This is a genomic window from Marinicauda pacifica (assembly GCF_004793635.1).
GTDB lineage: Bacteria > Pseudomonadota > Alphaproteobacteria > Caulobacterales > Maricaulaceae > Marinicauda > Marinicauda pacifica.
On the sequence record NZ_SRXV01000001.1, the window covers coordinates 418673 to 433910 of the forward strand.

A 15238-nucleotide genomic window follows, 5' to 3' on the forward strand; every position below is an offset into this window, starting at 1 on the left:
CCGCCCTGCCATCAATTCAAGGAGATTCCCATGAACCCGATCAAGCTCGCATCCCTTGCTGCGTTGGTGCTGACCACCGCTTCAGCGCAGGCCAGCACGCCCCGGCTTCAGGCGCCAGACAGCCCCGGCGCCGGGTCGCCCTGCTGGCTGCAGGCGGAAACGACCGGACAGATGATGTCGCTGAGCGCGCACACCGCGCCGGGCGTCGCCGGTTACTGGACGCTCGCAGTCGAGCACCGCGACGGAGAAAGCCTCTCCGCCGAACAGTCAGGCTATGTCGACGGTTCTGGCGTGCGGGCGCGTCAGCTCTCCCGCGTACAATGGTCCCGCGGACCGGCCCGTCTGCCGGCACGAGACCACTCCGCGCGTATCGGCTTCGAGCCTTCGGGCGCCATCGCGGTCTCGTCGGGATTCGTCGAGACAGGCGGACGCGCACTGCCCGTCGATGCCGATCTCGAGCTGCGCGACGCGTCAGGACGGCTGCTGTGCCGGACGTCGCGCGTCTGGGTCCGGACCAGTCACTAGGATGACCAGCGTTCGATCCGGGGCGGCTGGCGCGGACGCTCGGCCGGATCTTCGGTGGCCGTACCAATATACATGAAGCCGGCCACGCGCTCATGCGGGCCGAGCTTCATGGCCTTGGCCACCGTCTCGTCATAGGCATACCATTCCGACAGCCATTGAGCGGCAAACCCCATCGCGCTGGCGCTGACGAGGATGTTGAAACAGACGGCGCCCGCGGAGAGAATCTGCTCCCATTCGGGTATCTTGTGATCGGGCGTTACCGAGGAGATGACCGCGACGACCAGCGGAGCCCTCAGAAATCGCTGCCGCTCGAACGTATAGCGATCCTCGGGCCCGCCCGGCTCGATCTCTCGCAGGCGCGCTTCCAGGATTTCGCCGAAACGCTCGCGCGCATCGCCTTCGAAGACCATGAAACGCCAGGGAAAAAGCTTGCCGTGATCGGGTGTGCGAGCCGCGAGCCGCAGCAGGGTGTTCAGCTGCTGCGGATCCGGTCCGGGACCGCCCATCAGCTTGGCAACCGTCGAGCGGCGCCGCGCGAGCAGGTCGAGCGTCTGGCGATTGGGATGGGCCGGCGCGACGGTTTGCGGGGCCTCGGGAAAATCGGGCGTATAGGTCTCGGACATAGCCGACTCCATTTATGGAATGCCGTTCAATTTTGACGGTCTGGGCTTTGCCCCGCTATATCAGAAGACCGCCTGCGAGGGACAAGTGCAAAGCACCCGCGCGTCTCGTCCTGTCCAGGTTACCCGCGATCGAGAGCTTCATGAGCGCAGATACGACCGATCTTGATTCCGACCTCAGCCCGGCGGCTCGGCGCCGCCTGAAGGTGCGCGATTCCATCATCGCCGCCGCAGAGGAAATCTTTGCCGAAGAAGGCGAGGCCGGCCTTTCCATGCGCCGGATCGCCGAGCGCATCGATTACTCTCCGGCAGCGCTCTACAAGTATTTCGAGTCCAAGGACGCGTTGTGCGACGAGATTCGCGAGCAATTCTTCGAGCGGCTGCTGGGACGTCTGCGCGCCGTGACCGAGACGATCTCGGAAGGGCCCAGACTGTCTGAAGACTGCCTTCGGGCCTACGTCCAGACCGGTCTCGAACAGCCCAGTCACTACCGGCTCGCCTTTTCCGGCATCATTCGGCACGAACAGCTGCGCGCGGACAGTTTCGCGTTTGCTGCTGCCACCCATCTCGAGGACCGCATTCGCGAGAGCATGGATGCCGGCTGGTTCGAGTCCGGCGACAGCGCGCTTGCGGCATCGTCCGTCTGGGCCTTGTCCCACGGCATCACGATGCTGGCGGTCACCATTCCCGAATACCCCCAGTCCAAGCCCGGTTCGGGGCATTTGACACTCGACGATGTGATCGCTTTCGAAGCAAAGATATTGCTGAAGGGCCTGGCCACCGAAAAGCTGCGCCAGCGTCTCGCAGAAAAACAAGAAAAGTAAACGCTGTTCACTTTTCAAACGTCGTATAGCGAGATACAACCCTTTCGTGATGGAAGAAGGGTTGCCCCATGCGCGGTAGACGGTTCGGCCTGTCCAATTTCGCCTTAAGCGTTCTCGCTGCAGCGCTTTTCCTCGTCGCGCTGGTCGTGGCCGTGACGTCATTGCGCAGCTTCGGCGCCGACGCGGACGGCGGAGGGGGGGGACAACCCGCCGCTTCCCGTTCCCACCCTGACGGTGTCTTATACCACCGAAACGGCAATCCAGACACGCTTTTCCGGCTTGGTCACCGCGCGGCGCGAAAGCGCGCTCGGTTTCGATATGCCGGGCAGGATCGCCGAAATCGGCGTCGATGTGGGCGACCGGGTTGCGCCCGGCGACATCCTGGCGCGGCTCGACACGCGTGCGCTCGAGGCGAACCTGGCCGCGGCACGCGCCGATGCACGGGCCGCGCGGGCCAGCGCCGATCTGGCCCAGACCACCTATCAACGCCAGCAGACTCTCGTGGACCAGGGCCATGTCTCCCGGCAGCGGCTCGATGAAGCCCAGTCGAGCGCGCAGGCGGCGCGCGCGCAGGCAGATGCGGCGGACGCGGCGGCCGAGGTACTGGAAGTCCAGATCGATCTGGCCCGGCTTGACGCGCCCTATGCCGGCGTCATCACTTCGCGTGCCTTCGACGAGGGCGCGGTCGCGCCGGCCGGACAGCCTGTGCTGACTCTGGTGGAAGAAGAGGGACGGGAGCTGCGTATCGGCCTGCCGGCCGGTGAAGCGGCGAGGCTTGAGACCGGGACGCTGTATCCGGTGCTGGCAGACGGCACGCAATATCAGGCGCGCGTGATTGCCGTGACGGGCATTATTGACCGGCAAAGCCGGTCGGTCACGGCGGTGTTGCGCTTTGAAGAAGGCGCACCGGCCTCCGGCGCCGTGGCGCGTCTGGTGCTCGAAACCGGGCTGGATGAGCGCGGCTTCTGGGCGCCCGTGACGGCGCTCGCAGAGGGGCGCCGGGGCCTCTGGTCGGTTTATGTTCTGAGCGGTGACGGGCCTTACACGCTGGAACCGCGGCCGGTTGAGATCCTGCATACAGAGGAGGATCGGGTCTATCTTCGCGGTGCGGTGGAGGAGGGCGCGCTTGTGCTGTCCGCCGGCCTGCAGCGCGTGACACCGGGTCAGGGCGTGGTGCCTGCCGGGCAGGGCACCTAGAGATGGCGACGCTCTTCTACCGCTTCCCGCGCCTGACCGGCCTGATGCTCTTCCTGATCGTGGCGGCAGGCATGGCATCGCTGGCGACCATGGGCCGCCAGGAAGACCCCACGCTGGTCGAGCGCTTCGGACGGGTCGTGACGGTCTACCCGGGTGCCGATGCCCGCCGGGTCGAGGCGCTGGTCACCGAACCGATCGAGGAAGCCTTGCTGCAGCTGGAGGAGATCGATGAGATCGACTCCATTTCACGCGCAAATATCTCAATAATTTCAGTCGCCTTGCGCGAGGATCTGAGCGAGGACCGGGTCGAGCAGGCCTGGACGAAAGTGCGCGACCAGGTCGCCTCGGCGGAGCCGGGCCTGCCCGAGACCGTGCAGGCGAGCGAGGTCGTGCGCCAGTATATGGGCGCGGCCACGCTGATCGTCGCTTTGAGCTGGCCGGAGGAGGCTGGCGCCGGATATGGCGCTCTGTCCCGGTTGGCCCGCGACCTTTCCGACCGGCTCCGAAATGTCCAAGGCACTGAAGAAGTAGAGATTTTTGGCGCGCCGCAGGAAGAGGTCCGGGTCATCCTCGATACCGATGCCGCAGCGGCGCTGGGCGTCAGCGCGCGCGATGTCGCCGCCGTGCTGGCCGCGTCCGATGCCAAGGCGCCGGCGGGCCGAATTGAAGGCCAAGGCCTTGATCTGACGGTCGAAGTCCGCGGCAGCTTCGACACGCTGGACCGGGTGCGGGCCGTGCCGTTGCGCGGGGTGTCGGGCGACGGGCTGGTGCGTATCGGCGACATTGCGCGGGTGGAGCGCGGGCTTCAAGACCCTTTAGAAACAGAGGCCTGGATCGATGGGAGCCGCTCGATTCTCGTGGCGGCCTACCTGGAACCCGAGCTTCAGGTCGACAGCTGGGACGTGCGGGCGCAGGCGGCGGTGCAGGCCTTTGCCGACGCGACGCCGGGCGCCGAGGTCGAGATCGTCTTCGCCCAGTCCGACTATGTCACCAAGCGCTTGTTCGGACTGGCACAAAACCTGTTTTTCTCGGCCCTGATCGTGTTCGCGGTGCTGTTTCTGATGATGGGCTGGCGCTCGGCGCTGATCGTGGGATCGGCGCTTCCGCTGACGGTTCTGCTCTGCCTTTTCCTGATTAATACGTACGGAGAACCGCTACACCAAATGTCCGTGACAGGGCTAGTTGTTGCACTTGGGTTGCTAATCGACAACGCCATTGTGGTCGTTGACGACTATCGGCTGTTACGGGCCCGAGGTTATGAGCGACTGCCTGCCGTGGATAAAGCGGCCAAGAGTCTGTTCGGCCCGCTGCTCGCTTCGACGCTCACGACGATCTTTGCATTCGCCCCGATCGCGCTCATGCCGGGCGTGGCCGGCGAGTTCATCTCGATGATCGGCATCTCGGTGATCTTCGCGGTCGCGAGCTCCTTCATCCTGGCATTCACCGTCATTCTCGCGCTGGCCGCCTGGTTCGACGACGGGCGGGCCGGGGAGGCGGGCGCGCCCTTCTGGCGCGATGGTCTTCGTACGCCGATCCTGGCCCGCGGCTACCGCAAGGTGCTCGATGCGGTGACCGCCCAGCCGATGCTGGGCCTGGCGCTCGGCATCCTGCTGCCCATTGCCGGGATCGCGGCCGCCACCACGCTTCCGAGCCAGTTCTTCCCGCAGACCGAGCGCGACATGTTCCAGCTGCGCATGACCCTGCCGCCGGCCAGCTCTCTGGAAGCGACCCGGAACCGCACCGCCGAGGCGACCGCCATGCTGATGGCCGAGGACGGCGTCGAGCAGGTCGGCTGGGTTCTGGGAGAGAGCGCGCCGCGGGTCTATTACAACATGGTGGGCGGGCAATCGGGACGGCCGAACTATGCGGCCGGTTTCGTACGCACGCGCGATGCGGAGACCACGCGCCGCGTGGTCAGCGCTTTTCAGAGCGAGGCACGCGAAGCGTTTCCCGATACGCAATTCCTGGCTTTGCCGTTCGAGCAGGGTCCGCCCACCCCGGCGCCGATAGAGCTGGAACTGGTGGGACCGGAACTGGAAACCCTGAACCGCCTGGCCGACGAGATCCGCGGCGTGCTCTCCAGCGTGCCGGACGTGACCTACACAGAGGCTCAGCTTCTGCCCGGCGAACCGGTGGTGCGCCTGGACGCCGACGAGGCTTCGGCGAGCCTGGCCGGCCTGCGCCTGTCCGATCTGTCGGCCCGGCTCAGTGCCGAGTTCAGCGGGGCGCTCGGCGGCAGCGTCCTGGAAGGCGTGCAGGAATTACCCGTTCGGGTGATCGCACCGGAGGACCGGCGAAATTCGGTGGGCCGGATCGCGCCTGCACCGCTGAGCCTGACACCGGGCAGTGGCCTCGGCTCGACGCCGGTCGGCAGCCTGGGCCCGGTCACGCTGGAACCCCAGATTTCCGCGATCTACCGGGTCGATGGCGAGCGCGCCAACTCGGTGCGCGGATTCCTGCTGCCCTTCACTTTGCCCGCGCCGGTTCTGGCTGAGTTCATGGAGCGGCTGGACGCCGCAGAGATAGACCTGCCGCCGGGCTACCGGCTGATCGTCGGCGGCGAGGCGGAAAGCCAGGGCGAGGCGATGGCGAATCTGATGTCGACCGCCATTCCGCTCCTGATCCTGATGGTCGGCGCGGTGGTGCTCGCCTTCAATTCCTTCCGCTACGCGGGAATCGTCTTTGCGACCGGCGCCTTGTCGGTGGGCCTCGCCATGTTCGGCGTCTGGCTGTTCGGCACGCCGCTCGGCTTCAACGCCATTGTCGGGTCGATGGGCCTGGTCGGGTTGTCGATCAACGGCACGATCGTCGTCCTGTCCGCGCTGAAGGCCAACGAGGCAGCCCGTGCCGGGGACCGGGACGCGATTCGCGAGACCGTGATGGATGCCACCCGTCATATCCTGGCCACGACGCTGACCACCATTGGCGGGTTCGCGCCACTGCTGATCGAGGGCGATGCCTTCTGGCTGCCCTTCGCAGCCGCGGTGGCCGGCGGGGTGGGCGGATCGGCCATACTGGCGCTGATCTTTGCACCGTCCGCCTTTGTGCTGCTGGTGCGATTGTCCGGGGAGGCCCGGTTGCATCGCGAACCGGCACCGGCCTAACTGCGCCGGAACGGCGCGGCAGGCGAAAGGACAACCGGCAATGATCAGGCAACGGCGCGGACCCTGGGGCATCCTCTCCGAACGGACGGCCTACGAGAATCCGTGGATCTCGGTGACCGAATACGACGTGATCCAGCCAGACGGCACGCCGGGCGTCTATGGCGTGATGAGCCCGCGCAACTTCGCGATCGGCGTCCTGCCGATCTTCGAGGACGGCACCACGCTGCTGGTCGGCCAGCACCGGTTCACCCTGGACAGCCATTCATGGGAATTGCCCGAGGGCGGCGGACCGAAGACTGACGATCCGCTGGTCAGCGCACAGCGCGAGCTCGCCGAGGAAACCGGATACCGCGCTGAGCATTGGTCGCTGTTTCTGGAGATGGACCTGTCCAATTCGGTCACTGACGAGCAGGCCTTCGCCTTTCTGGCCTGGGGGCTGAGCGCGGGCGAGACGGCGCTGGAGGCCAGCGAGGCCGATCTCAAGAGCCGGCGTGTTAGCTTTGATGAAGCGCTGCATCTTGCGATGACCGGCGAGATTCGTGATGCCTTTACGGTCGCAATGCTGGCCAAGGCTGACTACATGCGCCGAAGAGAGAGTTTACCCGCACCTGTTTTGCGGGCACTCACATGACCGCCCCGGCGTGAAAAGAGCAGGAGACTGGGTGATGAGCGCGGACGACAGGGTCGACAACCTCGCAGAGGATCACGGAATTCGCACGCCCGCGCCGCGCGGCAAGGAAGCGGTCAGGCTCGCCTGGTCGCGGCTTCGCGTCGAAGCGGCCAGTGCCGCAGCCGAAGAGCCGATGCTGGCGAGCTTCGTCAACGCCGCCATCCTGCGCCATGACGGCTTCAAGGACGCGCTGGCGCACCGCATCGCCGCGAAGCTGGAAGATGCCCAGCTGGACTCCCTCGTCATCAACGATGTCGTGCATGAAAGCCTGCGCTCGGACCCGACCATCGCCGAATTCGCCGCCGCCGACATGCTGGCCATTGCCGAGCGCGACCCGGCCTGCCGGTCGCTGCTGCAGCCTTTCCTGTATTTCAAGGGCTTTCACGCCACGCAGAGCCACCGCATCGCCCACTGGCTGTGGGGGCAGGGACGCGAGACGCTCGCCTTCCATCTGCAAAGCCGGATCTCGGAGCGGTTCGGGCTGGACATCCACCCCGCCGCCCGCATCGGCCAGGGCCTGATGATCGACCATGCGACCGGCGTCGTGATCGGTGAAACCGCCGTGATCGGCGACGATGTCTCCATCCTGCACGAGGTCACGCTGGGCGGGACCGGCGCGGCGGGCATCGAGCGTCACCCCAAGATCGGCAATGGCGTCCTGATCGGCGCGGGCGCGAAAATCCTCGGCAATATCACCGTGGGCGACGAGGCGCGTATTGCTGCCGGGTCTGTGGTGCTGAAGCCTGTCCAGGCGCGCTGCACGGTCGCCGGTGTTCCGGCCCGCCCGGTCGGCGGCCCCTGTGTCGAGCCCGCCAAGCGCATGGACCAGACCCTGGACGAGGGGAAGTAGGACTTGGGGTGGTCTAAGCGAGACAGAGCCGAATATCCGCAATAGGCTCTCATGCGGTAAGTTCACAGCGGCGTTAGTGTTGGCATGTCTCGAAGCTATTGGATCGCAGGAGTTGCGTTTGTAGTTTTTATGGGCGCCATCGCAATTTGGGCTTTCACAAGTTCATGGCGATATTACCATGAAAATCGCGCCGCCCAGGAAGGCGCAGCCAACCAATATGCATATTACGCCGACGCCAATGACATATGCAGCGCAATCGAAGCCGATAGCGCGCGCTTGTCCTGCATTGCTGAGCAGATAGAAGCCCGTCACAATCGAGAGCACGCCGAAAGCGATCTTCAGGCCCAGCTCGATATGTCGAGTTGGACTTATGCGATTTTGTGGGTCGGCGTGATTGGGATCATCGTCAGCGTTGGCGGCGTTGCTCTGATCTTTGAAACGCTGCGGGAAACGCGCGCTATGTCGCGCGTCACCAGCGAAACGCTCGACGAAACGCGGCTCGCCAACCGACAAACGCTCCGCGCTTACATATCCCTTCGCTTTTCCGACATCGTCCACCCAACCACGGATAAGCCAGGGCAATTTGTTATTCTTATTGAGAACCACGGCCAAACCCCATGCTTCGTTAAGAGAGTTATTTGCCGCTACCGTGTTTTTGAGGCTGGGGAAGCCGTCAAAATTACCCTCACCGAAGAGAGCAGCCCCGCTACCAAGCAAGGCGTTGTCTTCCCCGGCCAAGTCGAGCGAATAAATATGGCCGCGACGTTTGGCAGAAAATCTGCCTCCATTGTGCAGAACGGCGGTTCGGCGCACGTAGCTGGCATTCTCATCTATCACGACATTTTTGGCATCACCCGTCGCACGATCTTTCACAACATGTGTGATGCTATTGGGCCAGACGGAATGTCTGTAAATTTCGGCCCCTACAAAAAGCACAATCGAGCCAGCTAGGGCTACGAGCAGCTTAATTATCATTCCGCTTCCCGAAGGCCCGTAGCATGCTTGGTTTGCTTGCTACATAAGGCCGGTAGGGCGCGTGCCCCCTCAGTCGGCTTCACCGACAGCTCCCCCGCAAGCAGGGGAGCAAACCGGCGTCTGCGCTTTGGCGATGAACGTCTGTGCTTTGGCGATTATTCTGCGTTCTCTGCGATGTCCTCCCCCGTTTACGGGGGAGGTGTCCCGGAGGGACGGAGGGGGCGGGATCGTCGGGCCATGCCCCCTCAGTCACGGCCTGCGGCCGCGACAGCTCCCCCGCAAGCAGGGGAGCACACCGGCGTCCTGGTTTGGTGATCATCGGCTGACCTCTGCGATGTCCTCCCCCGTTTGCGGGGGAGGTGTCCCCGAGGGACGGAGGGGGCGGGATCGACGGGCGCATGCCGCCTCAGTCACGGCCTGCGGCCGCGACAGCTCCCCGCAAGCAGGGGAGCACACCAGCGTCTGCTCTTCGGCGATGAACGTCTGGGCCTTGGTGATCGGCCTGCGCCCCTTGCGATGTCCTCTACCGTTTTGCCCGGTTGATCGGATGTGCTTGCGCGCTAGTGTGCGCGCCTTATTCTTCCCCAACCCGATCCAGCCAAGAGAGGCGAAATAGCCCCGTGAACGCTCCCGTTTTCAATCGCGACGAAGCCGCCAAGGTCGAAACCTTCCTTCAGGGCAAGCTGAACCCGGAGCTGCGCGTCCAGCTGCGCCAGCGTCCCGACGAATGCGCCGAAATCTACAAGGGCGCCGAGTGTCTGGGCGTGGTGTCGAAGAACGTGGAAGAGGGCGAGACCTCCTACGCCTTCGAGATCATCGTTCTGGACATCGATCTGGCCGATCTCTGATCAGGTCTCGCCGGGGCGGACCGGCACGGTCTGCCCCGCCTTGCCTTTGAGCCGGTCGAGAACGGTGCTGTCGGTGTCGCGCAGCAATCGGGTCGCGGCGGTGTAGCCGGCCTCCACCGCTTCGTCGAAGCGGCGCCATTCCCTCAATTCGATATCGAGTTCGGGCAGGACCAGAAGGTCCACCTCCGAATGGGTCTGCGCGTGTTGCTCCATCACGCCGACCGTTGCCGCGCGCATCAGCAGCGAGGCGATGGGCGGAGGATCGGACAGGCCATGGCGCATCATCCACCTGAAGAAGCCCGGCGGGTTGATGAAGTCCTGCGGGTCCAGGCCGATATTGCGCGTGACGTCGCTGCCGACATTGACGCCGCGATGAAGCGCGCGCAGCTGGTCGACCGGAAAATTGGAAAAGACCGCGCCGTCGACCAGCACGTTCTCGCCATCGGTGACCGGCGGGAGCAGGCCCGGCACCGAAATGGAGGCGCGCAGCGCCTGGCTGAGCCGGCCGGTGCGGTGAAGATGGGTCGATCCGTCTTTCAGATTGGACGAGACACAGAAGAAGGGCCGGACCAGATCTTCGATCAGGGCGTCGCCGAAATGTTCGTCGAGGCGCCGGTCGACCTTGCGTCCCTTGGTCAGCGCCACGACCGGCAGGACCCAGTCATTGAGCGGGCTGGTCTGGACGAAGGCGCGGTAGATCCGGTCCTCCATCTCGTCCTGGCTCCAGCCCATGGCGATGCCGGCGGCGATGATCCCGCCCATGGACGCGCCGCCGGTGACGTCGAAATGGATGCCCGCATCGCGAAAAGCGCGGATCGCGCCGACATGGGCGTAGGCCCGGCTGCCTCCCCCTGACAGCACGAGCCCGATCGAGCGGCCGGCAATGATCCGGGCCAGCCGGGCATAGTCTTCACGTTCATTGGGCCCCTGGCGCAGGTGGAAGCAGCGCGCCGCGTCGGCAGCCTCGATCCATGCGCGCGCCCCGGCCCCGGGCCTGTCGCCGCCATGGTGGAGCATGACCACGTCGATCAGCTTCAGCTTGGCGGCCGGACTGGCATCGTCCGGCATGAGAGGCACGGACGGGTGCGCGTCGGCGCGCGCCAGCACCCAGATCCGGTCGGCCCGGCCCATGGCGCGCCTCGCCCAGTTTGCTTCGGAGAGCTTCGCGCAGAGGAAAACGATATCGTTCTCGTCCTCGAACGCATCGAGGCGCGTTCCCGGCCACCCGGCCGCATCCTCGTCCAGGATGACCGAGCTGCGCCCGGTCGCGGCGAGCGCGTCGCGCAGAGACCTTGCGCGTTCGGCAAGGTCGATGGTCGGGCTTGTGGCGATGAGGGCGAAGACTTTCGGCTCGGTCCGCGCACGCAACTCCCCGCCGCGCAGACGGTAGAGCATCATGCGCGCCAGCTCCTGCATCAGCGAGGCATGGCGCCGGGTGAGGCGGTGGAAGGTCGCCTTTGGCAGGCGCACCAGCTCTGAATCGCGCAAGGCGTAGACGCTGGCAGTGTGGGGGCGGTCCTCCATCAGCGCCATTTCGCCGACCGGTTCGCCCTGGCGGATATGGCCCACCAGCTCCGGACGCCCGTCCGGGCCGGTATGGAAGGCGGCCAGCGCGCCGGAGCGGACGAGATAGAAGGCGTCGGCCGGATCGCCGGCGTCGAACAGGGTCTGGCCGGCCGGAAGGCAGAACCATTCCACCTCGGCCTCGACCGCATTGAGCGCGGCCTTTTCGACGCGGTTCAGGAAAGGCAGGAAGCCGAGATTGAGGGGGGGCATCATGGTGTGTCTAGATAGGTGAAGCTGTCAGCACCGTCGAATGTGCGGACATTCAGCCCTTCAAGCAATGCCGGATCGGCGAGCCTGAAATTCAGCTTGAGGCGAACCGGACCGGTCAGGCTCTCCCAGTGGCTGAGATTGCCGCAGGCTGAGCAGAAGACAAAAGCCAGCGTGGCGTTCTCGCGAAGGTAGCGGGTGGCCGTGCCCGCCTCGTCGCGGAGCTGGGCGGTGTCCGCGGCGACTTCGCCCCACAACACCCCGGCACGACGGCAGAAGCTGCATGTGCACACCGACAGCCACGCGGGAAGCGCTGGCGTGCGCCAGGACAGGCTTGTGCAATGGCAACGCCCTTCGATCACTCTGAGCCGAGCCTTCTGACCGGCGTCAGGTCTTCAAATGCGCCCGCCCGCTTTTCGCTGCGCGCGGCGAAGGCCTCCATGATGTCGGCGCTGTTCCAGAGCGAGGCCTGCAGCGTCATGGCGTGCTCCAGGCTGTCGGCGACCGTGTGGTCGCGGGCATAGAGGAAAGACCGCTTGGTGCCGGAAATGGTCAGCGGCGGCTTGGAGGCGATTGTCCGGGCCACTGCGTCGACGCCCTCGCGCAGGGCGGTCTCGTCCTCGAACACGCCGTTGAGGAGACCAAGACGCTCGGCGCGTTCGGGGGTGAGGTTTTCACCCGTGTAGGCGAGCTCGCGCGCGATGCCAGGCGGGATGAGGTCCGGGAGGCGCTGGAGTGTGCCGACATCGGCGAACATGCCGATATTGGTTTCCTCGATCCGCATCCAGGCGTCCGTCGTGGCGTAGCGCAGATCGCAGGCGGCGATCATGTCCACCCCGCCCCCGACGCAAGGCCCCTGCATGGCGGCGATGACCGGGAAGCGCGCGCGCTCGAACGCCGTGAAGGCGTCCTGCAGCGAGAGCGCGGCCGTCATAAAGGCCTCGCGCATCGAGGCCGTATCCGATTTCAGCGCATTGGGATCGGTGAAGACCGAGACATCCATACCCGCGGTGAAGACCGGACCCTGCGCCTCCAGGATGAGAACGCGCGTCTTGCCGGCATCGGAGAGGGCGAGCACCGCCTCGGGCAGTTCGCGCCAGAAGGCGGGGATCATCGTGTTGCGCTTGTCCGGCCGGTTCAGGGTGATGCGGGCAATCGGGCCGTCTTCGCTGAGCGCGAAACTGGTGTAGTCGGGCATGAGGCCTCCTCGCGTGCGTGTTCGCAAGCGATCATGCCCGACCCGGAGCCGCTTCAACAAGCGCCGTCGTCAACCGGTCAGGGCAGGATGCTCAGCGGATCGACCAGATCGAAGCCCGGCGCCTCGCCGAAGAATTGCTCCAGCAGGTAGGTGTGGCCCGACCCGTAGATCACCAGGATCCGTTCGCCCGGCTCGCTGTGCGCGGCGATGCGCGAGAAGATCACGAGGTTGCGCTCCCACCAGTTGCCCATCTGGTGTGCGCCGATCGGGTCCTCCACAGACCCCATCTGGGCCAGGGTCAGATAGACGGAATGCAATTGCGCGGTCTCCGGCGCGTTGGCCCCACGCAGGCGTTCGCTGACGGGCCCGGTCTCGAAGCGGCTCATCATCGCGGGGATGCGTGCGTTGAAATTCTCGAACTCGGCGAGCAGGCGGTCCTGTTCGTTCGCCTGTGCCGCGCCCAGCATCGCCTCGAAATCCATCCCGTTCTGATAGTCGACCGCATAGAGCTGCTCATGGCCGAGCCGGGCGGCCAGACGCATGCCGAGTTGCTGGCGCTCGTTCACGGTGAGGGTGTGCTCGCCAGCGCGATAGGCGCGGTAGGTTTCGTTGAACCCGGCTTCGTGTTCGGGGGTGAGCTCGACCATGATCTTGTCGGGGTCAAAGCTGGCGAGCGCATCGACCACCGCCTCGATCTCGCGCTGGCGTTCGGGGGCGAGGTGGTCGTCCACGTCGGCATTGTGCAGATCCTGCCCGCCGCCGGTGAAGTGATAGGTGCCCAGCACCATGACCTCGATGGGCGCGGCGTCGGTGGCCAGGGAGTCGGTTACCTGGGAGCCGGGCGCCGGGTCGGATTGCGCGGCGGCGAGCATGCCTGCGGCGATGAGAAGTGTCAGCATGGGGTCATCCTCCTGAAGAAAAATGCTGTCCTGCAGCAATGATGCGCGCGGACGGCCAAGCGGATGCACACCATTGCGCGTGCGGGGCGCGGCAGGCTAATCACGCTTCCAACCGACCGTTCCAGAGATTGAAAGCCGTGTCATGACCCAGCTTCCCACCCAGCTCGATCCGTCCTCGCAGACCTTCAAGACCAATCACGAGGCGATGGCCCGGCTGGTCGAGGAGCTGCAGGCGCGGACCGGCGAGGCGGCGAAGGGCGGCCATGAGCGCGCGAGGGAAAAGCACCTGGCTCGCGGCAAGCTGCTGCCGCGCGAGCGCGTGCAGCGCCTGCTCGATCCCGGCTCGCCCTTCCTGGAGCTGTCCCCGCTGGCGGCCAACGGCATGTATGAGGGCGATGTGCACGGGGCGGGCATGATCACCGGTATCGGCCGCGTGGCGGGGCGCGAAGTCATGATCGTGTGCAACGATGCCACCGTGAAGGGCGGCACCTATTACCCGATGACGGTCAAGAAGCACCTCAGGGCGCAGGAGATTGCGCGCGAGAACAGGCTGCCCTGCGTCTATCTGGTCGATTCCGGCGGCGCGAACCTGCCTCACCAGGCCGAGGTCTTTCCCGACCGCGAGCATTTCGGCCGCATCTTCTACAACCAGGCCAATCTGTCGGCCGAGGGCATTCCCCAGATCGCCTCGGTTATGGGATCGTGCACCGCAGGCGGCGCCTATGTGCCGGCGATGAGCGACGAGACCATCATCGTGCGCAAGCAGGGCACGATCTTTCTGGGCGGCCCGCCGCTGGTGAAGGCTGCAACGGGCGAGGTCATCTCTGCGGAAGATCTGGGCGGGGCGGACGTGCACGCACGCGAATCCGGCGTGGTCGACCACTATGCGGCCAACGACGATCACGCCCTGCAGATCGCGCGGCGCATCGTGGGCAATCTGAACACCACCAAGTCAGCCCAGCTCGACATCGCCGAGCCGCGCGAGCCCCGGGTTGATCCCGAGACGATTGACGGGGTCGTGCCGGCCGATGTGCGCACGCCCTACGATGTGCGCGAGATCATCGCGCGCCTGGTCGACGGCTCTGAATTTGACGAGTTCAAGAAGCTCTACGGCGAGACACTGGTGTGCGGCTTTGCCCGCCTGCACGGCATGCCGGTGGGGATCATCGCCAATAACGGCGTCCTGTTCTCCGAAAGCGCGCTCAAAGGCGCGCACTTCATCGAGCTGTGCTGCCAGCGCAGGATCCCGCTGCTCTTCCTGCAGAACATCACCGGCTTCATGGTCGGGAGCAAATACGAGTCCGGCGGCATCGCCAAGGACGGCGCCAAGCTGGTCACCGCGGTCTCGTGCGCGAAGGTCCCGAAGATCACCGTCATCATCGGTGGCTCCTACGGCGCGGGCAATTATGGCATGTGCGGGCGCGCCTTCGGGCCGCGCTTCCTGTTCATGTGGCCGAATGCGCGCATCTCCGTCATGGGCGGGGAGCAGGCCGCGAGCGTGCTGGCCACCGTCAAGCGCGACAATCTTGAAGCGCGCGGCGAAGACTGGCCGGCCGAGGAGGAAGAGGCGTTCAAGGCCCCGATCCGCGAGAAGTACGAGGCCGAGGGCTCGCCCTACTACTCGACCGCGCGGATGTGGGATGACGGCGTGATTGCCCCGCGCGACACACGAAGCGTCGTCGCGCTCGCCCTGTCGGCCTGCCTGAACCGGGAAATCGAGGACACGCGGTTCGGCGTGTTCAGGATGTAGCGCGG

General features: G+C 65.4%; 15 protein-coding genes. 10 read left to right on the top strand and 5 right to left on the bottom strand.

What is annotated here, in order from left to right; all coding sequences use genetic code 11:
• Positions 1-30 precede the first annotated feature (30 nt).
• A complete protein-coding gene (locus tag E5162_RS02150) occupies positions 31-525 on the top strand; it encodes a hypothetical protein (RefSeq protein ID WP_135943301.1) in 495 nt (164 codons plus the stop codon).
• Here E5162_RS02150 and E5162_RS02155 read toward each other — a convergent pair.
• Complete coding sequence (locus E5162_RS02155) at positions 522-1148, bottom strand: nitroreductase family protein (RefSeq protein WP_135943302.1); 627 nt, start codon at positions 1146-1148, stop codon at positions 522-524. The genes E5162_RS02150 and E5162_RS02155 overlap by 4 nt on opposite strands.
• A gap of 140 nt (positions 1149-1288) precedes the next feature.
• On the opposite strand from E5162_RS02155, the gene E5162_RS02160 reads away from it, so the two are divergent.
• From E5162_RS02160 to E5162_RS02190, 8 genes are all read left to right on the top strand, one after another.
• Entirely contained in the window at positions 1289-1969 is a 681-nt protein-coding gene (locus E5162_RS02160) for a TetR/AcrR family transcriptional regulator (RefSeq protein WP_158291169.1), read from the top strand.
• A gap of 234 nt (positions 1970-2203) precedes the next feature.
• Positions 2204-3166 carry an efflux RND transporter periplasmic adaptor subunit gene (locus tag E5162_RS02165; RefSeq protein ID WP_158291170.1) on the top strand — a complete coding sequence of 321 codons (963 nt, stop codon included), beginning with the start codon at positions 2204-2206 and terminating at the stop codon, positions 3164-3166.
• A 2-nt stretch (positions 3167-3168) separates the two neighbouring features.
• Positions 3169-6270, top strand: a complete 3102-nt coding sequence (locus tag E5162_RS02170; RefSeq protein ID WP_135943305.1) for an efflux RND transporter permease subunit — start codon at positions 3169-3171, stop codon at positions 6268-6270.
• A 40-nt stretch (positions 6271-6310) separates the two neighbouring features.
• Positions 6311-6901: an NUDIX domain-containing protein gene (locus E5162_RS02175; protein ID WP_135943306.1), complete on the top strand. Its 591-nt coding sequence runs from the start codon at positions 6311-6313 to the stop codon at positions 6899-6901.
• 34 nt (positions 6902-6935) lie between these two features.
• A complete protein-coding gene (gene cysE, locus E5162_RS02180; protein WP_135943307.1) occupies positions 6936-7790 on the top strand; it encodes a serine O-acetyltransferase in 855 nt (284 codons plus the stop codon).
• Positions 7741-7914, top strand: coding sequence for a DUF6471 domain-containing protein (locus E5162_RS15180; RefSeq protein WP_371872204.1), 174 nt, complete (start codon positions 7741-7743; stop codon positions 7912-7914). Before cysE ends, E5162_RS15180 begins: the two co-directional genes overlap by 50 nt.
• The gene (locus E5162_RS02185) at positions 7875-8741 is read left to right on the top strand and encodes a hypothetical protein (protein ID WP_158291171.1); all 867 of its coding nucleotides are present in this window, start codon (positions 7875-7877) and stop codon (positions 8739-8741) included. The genes E5162_RS15180 and E5162_RS02185 overlap by 40 nt, the downstream gene beginning before the upstream one ends.
• Positions 8742-9385: 644 nt before the next feature.
• The gene (locus E5162_RS02190) at positions 9386-9613 is read left to right on the top strand and encodes a DUF3126 family protein (protein ID WP_135943309.1); all 228 of its coding nucleotides are present in this window, start codon (positions 9386-9388) and stop codon (positions 9611-9613) included.
• On the opposite strand, the gene E5162_RS02195 is transcribed toward E5162_RS02190, so the two are convergent.
• The 4 genes from E5162_RS02195 to E5162_RS02210 form a co-directional block, all read right to left on the bottom strand.
• Positions 9614-11392 carry a patatin-like phospholipase family protein gene (locus E5162_RS02195; RefSeq protein WP_233342121.1) on the bottom strand — a complete coding sequence of 593 codons (1779 nt, stop codon included), beginning with the start codon at positions 11390-11392 and terminating at the stop codon, positions 9614-9616. It abuts the gene before it with no gap.
• A complete protein-coding gene (locus E5162_RS02200; protein ID WP_135943310.1) occupies positions 11389-11748 on the bottom strand; it encodes a GFA family protein in 360 nt (119 codons plus the stop codon). Before E5162_RS02200 ends, E5162_RS02195 begins: the two co-directional genes overlap by 4 nt.
• The gene (locus E5162_RS02205) at positions 11745-12584 is read right to left on the bottom strand and encodes an enoyl-CoA hydratase-related protein (RefSeq protein WP_135943311.1); all 840 of its coding nucleotides are present in this window, start codon (positions 12582-12584) and stop codon (positions 11745-11747) included. The genes E5162_RS02200 and E5162_RS02205 overlap by 4 nt, the downstream gene beginning before the upstream one ends.
• A 77-nt stretch (positions 12585-12661) precedes the next feature.
• Positions 12662-13483 (bottom strand): DUF5694 domain-containing protein, encoded by an 822-nt coding sequence (locus tag E5162_RS02210; protein ID WP_135943312.1) that lies wholly within the window; start codon positions 13481-13483, stop codon positions 12662-12664.
• 142 nt (positions 13484-13625) lie between these two features.
• On the opposite strand from E5162_RS02210, the gene E5162_RS02215 reads away from it, so the two are divergent.
• Positions 13626-15233: a carboxyl transferase domain-containing protein gene (locus tag E5162_RS02215; RefSeq protein WP_135943313.1), complete on the top strand. Its 1608-nt coding sequence runs from the start codon at positions 13626-13628 to the stop codon at positions 15231-15233.
• Positions 15234-15238: the final 5 nt, after the last annotated feature.

What these genes read in the sequence shown, in the direction of transcription:
- cysE (WP_135943307.1), top strand. Translation starts at nt 6,936, where the DNA reads ATGAGCGCGGACGACAGGGTCGACAACCTCGCAGAGGATCACGGAATT.
- E5162_RS02155 (WP_135943302.1), bottom strand. Translation starts at nt 1,148, where the DNA reads ATGTCCGAGACCTATACGCCCGATTTTCCCGAGGCCCCGCAAACCGTC.
- E5162_RS02175 (WP_135943306.1), top strand. Translation starts at nt 6,311, where the DNA reads ATGATCAGGCAACGGCGCGGACCCTGGGGCATCCTCTCCGAACGGACG.
- E5162_RS02185 (WP_158291171.1), top strand. Translation starts at nt 7,875, where the DNA reads ATGTCTCGAAGCTATTGGATCGCAGGAGTTGCGTTTGTAGTTTTTATG.
- E5162_RS02195 (WP_233342121.1), bottom strand. Translation starts at nt 11,392, where the DNA reads ATGATGCCCCCCCTCAATCTCGGCTTCCTGCCTTTCCTGAACCGCGTC.
- E5162_RS02150 (WP_135943301.1), top strand. Translation starts at nt 31, where the DNA reads ATGAACCCGATCAAGCTCGCATCCCTTGCTGCGTTGGTGCTGACCACC.
- E5162_RS02160 (WP_158291169.1), top strand. Translation starts at nt 1,289, where the DNA reads ATGAGCGCAGATACGACCGATCTTGATTCCGACCTCAGCCCGGCGGCT.
- E5162_RS02170 (WP_135943305.1), top strand. Translation starts at nt 3,169, where the DNA reads ATGGCGACGCTCTTCTACCGCTTCCCGCGCCTGACCGGCCTGATGCTC.
- E5162_RS02215 (WP_135943313.1), top strand. Translation starts at nt 13,626, where the DNA reads ATGACCCAGCTTCCCACCCAGCTCGATCCGTCCTCGCAGACCTTCAAG.
- E5162_RS02210 (WP_135943312.1), bottom strand. Translation starts at nt 13,483, where the DNA reads ATGCTGACACTTCTCATCGCCGCAGGCATGCTCGCCGCCGCGCAATCC.
- E5162_RS02205 (WP_135943311.1), bottom strand. Translation starts at nt 12,584, where the DNA reads ATGCCCGACTACACCAGTTTCGCGCTCAGCGAAGACGGCCCGATTGCC.